The sequence below is a fragment of the Marinobacter maritimus genome (assembly GCF_007671675.1).
In the GTDB taxonomy this organism is placed as follows: domain Bacteria; phylum Pseudomonadota; class Gammaproteobacteria; order Pseudomonadales; family Oleiphilaceae; genus Marinobacter; species Marinobacter maritimus.
In genome coordinates, this window is the sequence record NZ_VCGW01000006.1 from 172,139 (window position 1) to 179,940 (window position 7,802).

The 7,802-nt window shown below is 53.7% G+C and carries 10 protein-coding genes, 5 tRNA genes and 1 rRNA gene; all 16 read right to left on the bottom strand.

Annotation, left to right across the window (positions count from 1 at the left end; genetic code table 11):
- Positions 1 to 28: 28 nt before the first annotated feature.
- Positions 29 to 403, bottom strand: coding sequence for a 50S ribosomal protein L7/L12 (gene rplL, locus FFI90_RS18410; RefSeq protein WP_144780231.1), 375 nt, complete (start codon positions 401 to 403; stop codon positions 29 to 31).
- A gap of 39 nt (positions 404 to 442) precedes the next feature.
- On the bottom strand, positions 443 to 973 hold the full coding sequence (gene rplJ / locus FFI90_RS18415; protein WP_144780232.1) for a 50S ribosomal protein L10: 531 nt from the start codon (positions 971 to 973) through the stop codon (positions 443 to 445).
- Between the two features lie 234 nt (positions 974 to 1,207).
- On the bottom strand, positions 1,208 to 1,906 hold the full coding sequence (gene rplA, locus FFI90_RS18420; RefSeq protein ID WP_144780233.1) for a 50S ribosomal protein L1: 699 nt from the start codon (positions 1,904 to 1,906) through the stop codon (positions 1,208 to 1,210).
- Between the two features lies 1 nt (position 1,907).
- On the bottom strand, positions 1,908 to 2,339 hold the full coding sequence (rplK, locus tag FFI90_RS18425; RefSeq protein WP_144780234.1) for a 50S ribosomal protein L11: 432 nt from the start codon (positions 2,337 to 2,339) through the stop codon (positions 1,908 to 1,910).
- A gap of 101 nt (positions 2,340 to 2,440) precedes the next feature.
- Positions 2,441 to 2,974, bottom strand: coding sequence for a transcription termination/antitermination protein NusG (gene nusG / locus FFI90_RS18430; protein ID WP_144780235.1), 534 nt, complete (start codon positions 2,972 to 2,974; stop codon positions 2,441 to 2,443).
- Positions 2,975 to 2,986: 12 nt separating this feature from the next.
- Complete coding sequence (gene secE, locus FFI90_RS18435) at positions 2,987 to 3,355, bottom strand: preprotein translocase subunit SecE (protein WP_144780236.1); 369 nt, start codon at positions 3,353 to 3,355, stop codon at positions 2,987 to 2,989.
- A gap of 34 nt (positions 3,356 to 3,389) precedes the next feature.
- A tRNA-Trp gene (locus tag FFI90_RS18440) sits at positions 3,390 to 3,465 on the bottom strand.
- Positions 3,466 to 3,531: 66 nt separating this feature from the next.
- On the bottom strand, positions 3,532 to 4,728 hold the full coding sequence (gene tuf, locus FFI90_RS18445; protein ID WP_144780226.1) for an elongation factor Tu: 1,197 nt from the start codon (positions 4,726 to 4,728) through the stop codon (positions 3,532 to 3,534).
- A 51-nt stretch (positions 4,729 to 4,779) separates the two neighbouring features.
- Positions 4,780 to 4,855, bottom strand: a tRNA-Thr gene (locus FFI90_RS18450).
- Positions 4,856 to 4,868: 13 nt separating this feature from the next.
- Positions 4,869 to 4,943, bottom strand: a tRNA-Gly gene (locus FFI90_RS18455).
- Between the two features lie 11 nt (positions 4,944 to 4,954).
- Positions 4,955 to 5,038: transfer RNA gene (locus FFI90_RS18460), tRNA-Tyr, on the bottom strand.
- 40 nt (positions 5,039 to 5,078) lie between these two features.
- Positions 5,079 to 5,154: transfer RNA gene (locus tag FFI90_RS18465), tRNA-Thr, on the bottom strand.
- 31 nt (positions 5,155 to 5,185) lie between these two features.
- Positions 5,186 to 5,881: an SPOR domain-containing protein gene (locus FFI90_RS18470; protein WP_246123665.1), complete on the bottom strand. Its 696-nt coding sequence runs from the start codon at positions 5,879 to 5,881 to the stop codon at positions 5,186 to 5,188.
- Positions 5,878 to 6,612: a type III pantothenate kinase gene (locus FFI90_RS18475; RefSeq protein ID WP_144780237.1), complete on the bottom strand. Its 735-nt coding sequence runs from the start codon at positions 6,610 to 6,612 to the stop codon at positions 5,878 to 5,880. Before FFI90_RS18475 ends, FFI90_RS18470 begins: the two co-directional genes overlap by 4 nt.
- Positions 6,609 to 7,574, bottom strand: a complete 966-nt coding sequence (locus tag FFI90_RS18480; RefSeq protein ID WP_144780238.1) for a biotin--[acetyl-CoA-carboxylase] ligase — start codon at positions 7,572 to 7,574, stop codon at positions 6,609 to 6,611. The genes FFI90_RS18475 and FFI90_RS18480 overlap by 4 nt, the downstream gene beginning before the upstream one ends.
- Positions 7,575 to 7,688: 114 nt before the next feature.
- Positions 7,689 to 7,802 (bottom strand): 5S ribosomal RNA (gene rrf, locus FFI90_RS18485); the annotation flags it as partial.

The window sequence follows — 7,802 nt, forward strand, 5'->3', positions numbered from 1 at the left end:
AAGCGCAGTTTCGATCAACAGCCGACTCTTACTTGAGCTCAACAGAAGCGCCCGCTTCCTCGAGCTTCTTCTTGGCTGCTTCTGCGTCGTCTTTGCTCGCAGCTTCCTTGACAGTAGTGGGCGCACCATCAACCATCTCTTTAGCTTCTTTCAGACCCAGGCCGGTCAGTTCACGAACAGCCTTGATAACGTTAACTTTCTTCTCACCGACACCGGTCAGAACAACGTCAAATTCGGTCTTTTCTTCGGCAGCAGCAGCTTCGCCAGCAGCTGCAGGAGCAGCAGCAACAGCGGCAGCAGCAGATACGCCGAACTTCTCTTCCATTGCTTCAACCAGCGCTACAACGTCCATTACGCTCATTTCTGCAATTGCGTTCAAAATGTCTTCGTTAGACAGAGCCATGACTTTCTCCCAAAAAAATATAAATGGTGTTCAACAGAATCAAGCAGCTTCTTGCTTCTGGTCGCGAACTGCCGCTACAGCACGGGTCACTTTCGAAGGAACTTCGTTCAGTGTCCGTGCCAGCTTGGTGATTGGTGCCTGTGTTACAGCAGCCAGCATCGTCAACGCTTCGTGACGTGTTGGTAGCTTGGCAAGACGATCGATCTGGTCTGCGCCCATCAGCTCACCGCCGATTGCGAGTCCTTTAATCTCGAATGCGTCCTTCTCTTTTGCAAAATCCTTAAGCAGGCGCGCGGCCGCTCCCGGATCTTCCATTGAGAATGCCAGTATCGTCGGACCGACCAAGGCCTCGTCGATGCACTCAAACTCAGTGCCACGAATCGCAATCTTTGCAAGGTTGTTACGAACAACCCTGAGATTCACATTCTCGGCACGAGCTTTGGCACGAAGAGCCGTCATATCACCAGAGGTAACACCACGGTAGTCAGCCAGAACCACAGACAGAGCACCACCGGCAGTCTCGTTGACTTCAGCGACGATCGCTTTCTTGTCTTCGAGTCTAATTGCCACTGGATTTCTCCTCGATTTCGCCGGGGGTATTCCCGGCAAACCCATCATTACCCTGGAAGCGACTACAACCTGCTTCCTACGGGCGCCTTAACGGTGTTTGGGTTCAGAGAGAACGTCTTCACACCGTCTGCGCAGGCGTTGCTTTAACCCTTTTAGTCCTAAAACTTCGGGGGCCTGCGGTCTTTGACAGCCTTGGCTTCCGCCCAGACTACAAAGCAACTACCGATCAGACGGTCAGATGTCCAGACCGCTTTGATCGATAGTCAGACCAGGACCCATAGTCGAAGAAATCGTGATCTTTTTCAGATACACGCCTTTCGCCGAAGATGGCTTGGCCTTTTTCAGATCTGCGATCAGAGACTCAAGGTTTTCCTTGATGTTCTGTGCAGAGAATTCAACGTTACCCAGCGGAGAATGGATAATACCGTTCTTGTCTGTGCGGTAACGCACTTGACCGGCCTTGGCATTTTTAACCGCGGTCTCTACGTCTGGAGTAACCGTACCTACTTTGGGGTTCGGCATTAGTCCGCGAGGCCCAAGAATCTGGCCCAGTTGACCGACAACACGCATGGCATCCGGAGTGGCAATTACCACATCGAAGTCCATGTTGCCCTTCTTGACCTCATCCGCGAGATCATCCATACCCACAATATCAGCACCGGCTGCAGTTGCTTTTTCAGCATTTGCACCCTGGGTGAATACTGCGACACGAACTGTTTTGCCCGTGCCATGCGGCAGGACCGTGCTGCTACGTACTACCTGGTCTGATTTACGCGCATCCACGCCCAGATTAACTGCAACGTCCAATGACTCCTTGAACTTCACACTCTGGCCAAGTTCTACCAGCAGTGACACAGCCTCATCAACGGAATAAGAACGAGTAGAGTCTGTCTTTTCCAGAATCAGCTTTTGACGCTTGCTCAGCTTAGACATGTTACAGACCCTCCACGGTCAGGCCCATACTGCGGGCGGTTCCGGCAATGGTACGAACCGCTGCATCCATATCGGCAGCAGTCAGATCCGGCTCCTTGGCCTTGGCAATTTCTTCGAGTTGCTCACGGGTCACTTTGCCCACTTTTTCAGTGTTAGGACGACCGGAACCACTCTTCACACCAGCCGCCTTCTTGAGAAGAACAGGCGCAGGCGGAGTTTTGGTGATAAATGTAAAGCTGCGATCACTGTAAACTGTGATAACAGTAGGAATCGGCAAGCCGGCTTCCATGTCCTGGGTCTGGGCATTAAACGCCTTACAGAACTCCATGATGTTTACGCCGCGCTGACCCAATGCAGGGCCAACGGGGGGGCTCGGGTTGGCCTTACCGGCAGCAACCTGAAGCTTGATATATGCTTCTATCTTTTTAGCCATAGTAATACTCCTGTGGGTTCAAACGCCTTGCGGCTCCCCGTTGCAGACACAAAAAGCCCGCGACGCCTGAGCGCGCGAGCCTTCCGGTTAAAAGCAACCGCTCAGTCTTTCTCGACCTGACCAAACTCCAGCTCTACCGGAGTTGAACGACCGAAAATCAGAACAGCAACCTTGACCCGACTCTTGTCGTAGTCGACTTCCTCTACCACGCCATTGAAGTCCGCAAACGGACCCTCAACAACACGCACAACTTCGCCCGGCTCGAACAAGGTCTTCGGCTTGGGCTTATCCACACCGCTTTCAACGCGACGCAAAATCGCCTCAGCCTCACGCTCTGTGATCGGCGCCGGCTTGTCTTTCGTCCCACCAATAAAACCAAGTACTCGCGGCGTATTCTTCACAAGGTGCCAAGTACCGTCGTCCATTTCCATCTGGACGAGAACGTATCCGGGATAAAATTTGCGCTCACTCTTGCGCTTTTTCCCGTCACGCATCTCAACAACTTCTTCGGTAGGAACAAGGATTTCACCAAACCTGTCTTCCATACCTTCAAGCGCGATGCGCTCAGCAAGAGTGCGCATTACGTGCTTTTCGAAGCCAGAATACGCATGAACCACGTACCAGCGCTTAGCCATTGCCCACTCCTGTTAGCCGATAAATCCGGCGACCAGCCAACTGATTATCGAATCCATACCCCACAATAACAGCGACACAACCAGCACAAAAACTACAACAATAACTGTAGTCTGAACCAGCTCTGGCCTGGTGGGCCACACCACTTTCCGGATCTCAACGCGAGCTTCTTTAAGCAACGTTGCAAAACGGCGCCCGCGCTCGGTCTGCAAAGCGACCAAAGCCGCAACTATAGCCAGACCAACAAGAGCCAGAACCCGATACAGCAAAGATTCGGCGCTGAAATACTGATTACCAACTACACCAACGGCAATCAGCAAAAAAACAACTAGCCATTTCACTACGTCGAAACGACTGTTTGACTGAACGGCTTTTGACTCCATGGGAATCAACTTATGTATCCGGATGTTAAAAAAATGGCAGGCCAGGAGGGAATCGAACCCCCAACCTGCGGTTTTGGAGACCGCTGCTCTGCCAATTGAGCTACTGGCCTGCACCGAAACTACTCAGTGCACTTCCTATCAGGCACACCACAAGGGTGCGCCTAGCAATCGAGTACTTACTCGATGATCTTTGCGACTACGCCGGCACCAACGGTACGGCCGCCTTCGCGAATCGCGAAGCGCAAACCATCTTCCATGGCGATCGGAGCAATCAGCGTTACTTCCATCTTCACGTTGTCACCCGGCATAACCATTTCCACGCCTTCCGGCAATTCGCAGGAACCGGTTACGTCGGTGGTACGGAAGTAGAACTGTGGGCGGTAGCCCTTGAAGAACGGAGTATGACGGCCGCCTTCATCTTTGCTCAATACGTACACTTCGCACTCAAACTTGGTGTGCGGCTTGATGGTGCCTGGCTTACACAGAACCTGACCACGCTCAACATCGTCACGCTTGGTACCGCGCAGCAGTACACCAACGTTCTCGCCTGCACGACCTTCGTCCAGCAGCTTACGGAACATCTCAACACCGGTGCAGACAGTCTTGACGGTATCCTTGATACCAACAATCTCAACTTCCTCACCAACCTTGACGATGCCGCGCTCTACACGACCGGTCACAACCGTACCACGACCCGAGATAGAGAATACGTCCTCAATCGGCATCAGGAACGGCTGATCAATGGCACGCTCAGGCTCAGGGATGTACGAATCCAGAGCTTCTACCAGCTTCTTGACTGCGGTAGTACCCATCTCGTTATCATCTTTGCCTTCCAGCGCCATCAACGCAGAACCGGTGATGATCGGCGTGTCGTCAGCCGGGAAATCATAAGCTTCCAGCAGGTCACGAACTTCCATCTCGACCAGCTCAAGCAGCTCTTCATCATCGACCATGTCCGCCTTGTTCAGGAACACAACGATGTAAGGAACGCCTACCTGGCGGGACAGCAGGATGTGCTCGCGGGTCTGCGGCATGGGGCCGTCAGCTGCCGAGCAAACCAGAATCGCGCCGTCCATCTGCGCAGCACCCGTGATCATGTTCTTCACATAATCCGCGTGGCCCGGGCAGTCTACGTGGGCGTAGTGGCGATTAGGAGAATCGTACTCAACGTGAGAGGTCGCAATGGTAATACCACGCGCACGCTCTTCCGGTGCGTTATCGATCTGATCAAATGCACTCGCAGAACCCGTGCCCCAAACTTCGTGGCATACACGAGTCAGAGCAGCGGTCAGAGTCGTCTTACCATGGTCTACGTGACCAATAGTGCCCACGTTCAAGTGCGGCTTCTTACGTTCAAACTTAGACTTAGACATTCGACCAATCTCCCTGATCAACCTGGATCGTAACGCTGACCGGATAAATAGTGGAGCTCATGAGCGGAGTTGAACCGCTGACCTCATCCTTACCAAGGATGTGCTCTACCGACTGAGCTACATGAGCATTACAATAAAATTGGAGCGGGCAGCGGGAATCGAACCCGCGTCATCAGCTTGGAAGGCTGAGGTAATAGCCACTATACGATGCCCGCGAGCAATTAAGTGGTGGAGGGGGCTGGATTCGAACCAGCGAAGCTTTCGCGTCAGATTTACAGTCTGATCCCTTTGGCCACTCGGGAACCCCTCCGAGTCAGGCGCGATCTTCTGCACCTGTCACAACAAAAAAGTGGAGCTGGCGGACGGAATCGAACCCCCGACCTGCTGATTACAAGTCAGCTGCTCTACCAACTGAGCTACGCCAGCTCACAATCGCCTCTTCAGCGAGGGCGGTATACTACGGATTTTCGCGTGGCGTTGCAACACCTTCACAAGGGTTGATTTCGATGAACTCGAATTTATTGCCATAATCCGCTTCTGCCGCACGGACCAGTTTTTCAACAAACTCTGGCCTCGCCTCAAAAGACAGCGCGTAGCTTAGCTGATTACGGGGGAAGTTGACCAGTACTGCATTGAGATTCTGATGTTTTTTTTCTTCGAGCACGGACTTTGCGGCCTCGCGTGACTCGAACAGCCCAAGAGATATGGCATTCCGGTTTTCACCTTGAGCGACCAGATAGGAATCGACGCCTTGCTTCCGCAGCCTTTTAAGCTGCTCTGAAGCAATGCGCCCCGGCTGAGGAGGGATAATAATCCAGTGCAACGGCAGCAGCTCTCGCTTCTTTTCTTGCACCCGGTAGTTCCGGAGCTGGCTGTCGCCAACCCGCGCAGCCAGGGCATCAGCTGCACCAAATGAATCAAACCAGCCAACCGTCACACAGCTTTGCGCCAATATCTCGCCTGAACCAATACCATTCCCAACATTCTCCACTGAGGAAGCGCCGATACCGTATAAACCAGAAGACTTGAGACTACCCACCCTTGGCAGAGACCCAGTCGCCACGCTGCTGGACTGCCTGTACTCAGCCGACTTGCCTGAACCATACCAGAGAACAACATTCAGCAGCACCAAGGCAAGCGCCAGAAATCTCATTCTTCACACACCTCGTTATCGATATATCCGAGGCCATCCAGCACCAACGAAGGATGGTGAGCTGCCGTCATTCCAAGTGCAAGCAGTCGCTCGGCATCCCCCCCTGTCAATACAGTCTGTGACAGGTTCAGCTCAAAGACATCTTTTCTGACCCGATCGATCATTGCCTGGAACAGCCAGGACAACCCATGGTTTACACACTCTGCAGTACTTATTCCCGGCTTCGTTCGCGACACTTCGCCTGCCTCAAAGGCAATTCGTGCGGCGTCGTTTTTCAAGCTTCTCAGCATCATCTTCAGGCCGGGCAGAATGTATCCCCCAACGTGCTGCCCCGCATGATCCACGTAGTCGACTGTAATCGCGCTACCAGCATCTATCACAGCGCACCCGCACTTGTAGTGTTTCCACGCGCCGTACATCCCATGCCAGCGATCGGCCCCCATGGTCCGCGCATCCATATAAGAGTTCTGCAAACTGGAGCGCCGATCTTCAGCCCAGTAGAAATGCACCGGCCCAGCTACCTTTCCATCAAGGTACGACAGAAGCCGCAACCGCAACTCTTCAGGGGCAACCGTCGACACTCCAACTCGCGAAACTGAACCAAGATAACCGTCAATATCCGCAAACGGGGCGTCCATATCTAACGCCGACCACCCTTCATGGATGATCACGCCCTCACTCTCCAGGCGCCACTTCATTCGCGTGTTGCCTGCATCTACCAGCAGCCTCATAAAGCGACCCGCAAGCTAATCTCTCCGGCCCGGATTGGCACCACTCCTGACACCCCCTCAACCAGATAATTCCCTTGTCCGTCGACACCACAACCAACACCTATAACATCGCCCCCCTGGGCCACGAGATGACGCCCCTTGAACATATCCCGGGCCTGCCATGACCCCTGGAAGGAGCCGAAACCTTTTTCGGCAAACGCCTCAGCAGTTTCCAGCAACGCATTGATGAGAGCGGATGCAATTCGGTTCCGGGACCAATCTGTCTGCGGGGCGACCTGCCCGAGGCTGGCCCAAGGCTGATCAACATCGTCGGCGTGACTCATGTGAACATTGATACCAATACCAGCGATGACGCGAACAACCCCCTCTTGCAACTCACCTTGAAGCTCAACCAGGATCCCCCCGAGCTTTCCGTCAGACAGGAAGATGTCGTTGGGCCATTTCAGACGTACACCGGGTACGCCCAGCCCCTCAAGGGTTTCAGCAACAGCCACGCCCAACACAAGACTAAGCCCGTCCAGAACAGAAAATCCGCCCTGGAAGGTAAGGCCTGCACTCAGATAAAGATTCTCACCCCGCGGACTTCGCCAAGGCCTGCCACGGCGACCACGCCCCTTAGTCTGACTATCTGCGATAGCGACGGGCACGCCTGCAGCTCCCTTCGATAATTGCCGGACGACCTCTGTATTCGTTGAGTCCACCTCATCCAGGACTGTCAGGGCAATACGGTTACGAGTCGGCTCAGCGAGCCCTGCCAAAATAGTGCCGGCATCAAGCAGGTCAACCGGCGTAACAAGCCTGTAACCTCGACCTCTGACAGTATCGATCTCGTAACCCTCATCAAGCGCACGACGCACCTGTTTCCACACAGCCGTGCGACTCACGCCCAACTCCCGGGCCAGACGTTCTCCGGAATGAACCTGCCCATCACTGAGCAGCGAAACAAGCACTTTGGATTTCATAAAATTGCATCCGGCATGAGAATGAGTAACGCGGGGATTAAACACCAGGAGAGCTGAAAAGACAAAACGAAAAAAACCCCAGCCTCGTTAGAAACTGGGGTTTTGGTATTAAGAGTCTGACGATGACCTACTCTCACATGGGCAAATGCCACACTACCATCGGCGCAGGCCTGTTTCACTTCTGAGTTCGGGATGGGATCAGGTGGTGCCAGGCCGCTATAGTCGTCA

Excerpts from the sequence above, each read along its gene's own strand:
- rplL (WP_144780231.1), bottom strand. The coding sequence starts at position 403 with ATGGCTCTGTCTAACGAAGACATTTTGAACGCAATTGCAGAAATGAGC.
- rplA (WP_144780233.1), bottom strand. The coding sequence starts at position 1,906 with ATGTCTAAGCTGAGCAAGCGTCAAAAGCTGATTCTGGAAAAGACAGAC.
- rplK (WP_144780234.1), bottom strand. The coding sequence starts at position 2,339 with ATGGCTAAAAAGATAGAAGCATATATCAAGCTTCAGGTTGCTGCCGGT.
- nusG (WP_144780235.1), bottom strand. The coding sequence starts at position 2,974 with ATGGCTAAGCGCTGGTACGTGGTTCATGCGTATTCTGGCTTCGAAAAG.
- secE (WP_144780236.1), bottom strand. The coding sequence starts at position 3,355 with ATGGAGTCAAAAGCCGTTCAGTCAAACAGTCGTTTCGACGTAGTGAAA.
- tuf (WP_144780226.1), bottom strand. The coding sequence starts at position 4,728 with ATGTCTAAGTCTAAGTTTGAACGTAAGAAGCCGCACTTGAACGTGGGC.
- FFI90_RS18470 (WP_246123665.1), bottom strand. The coding sequence starts at position 5,881 with ATGAGATTTCTGGCGCTTGCCTTGGTGCTGCTGAATGTTGTTCTCTGG.
- FFI90_RS18475 (WP_144780237.1), bottom strand. The coding sequence starts at position 6,612 with ATGAGGCTGCTGGTAGATGCAGGCAACACGCGAATGAAGTGGCGCCTG.
- FFI90_RS18480 (WP_144780238.1), bottom strand. The coding sequence starts at position 7,574 with ATGAAATCCAAAGTGCTTGTTTCGCTGCTCAGTGATGGGCAGGTTCAT.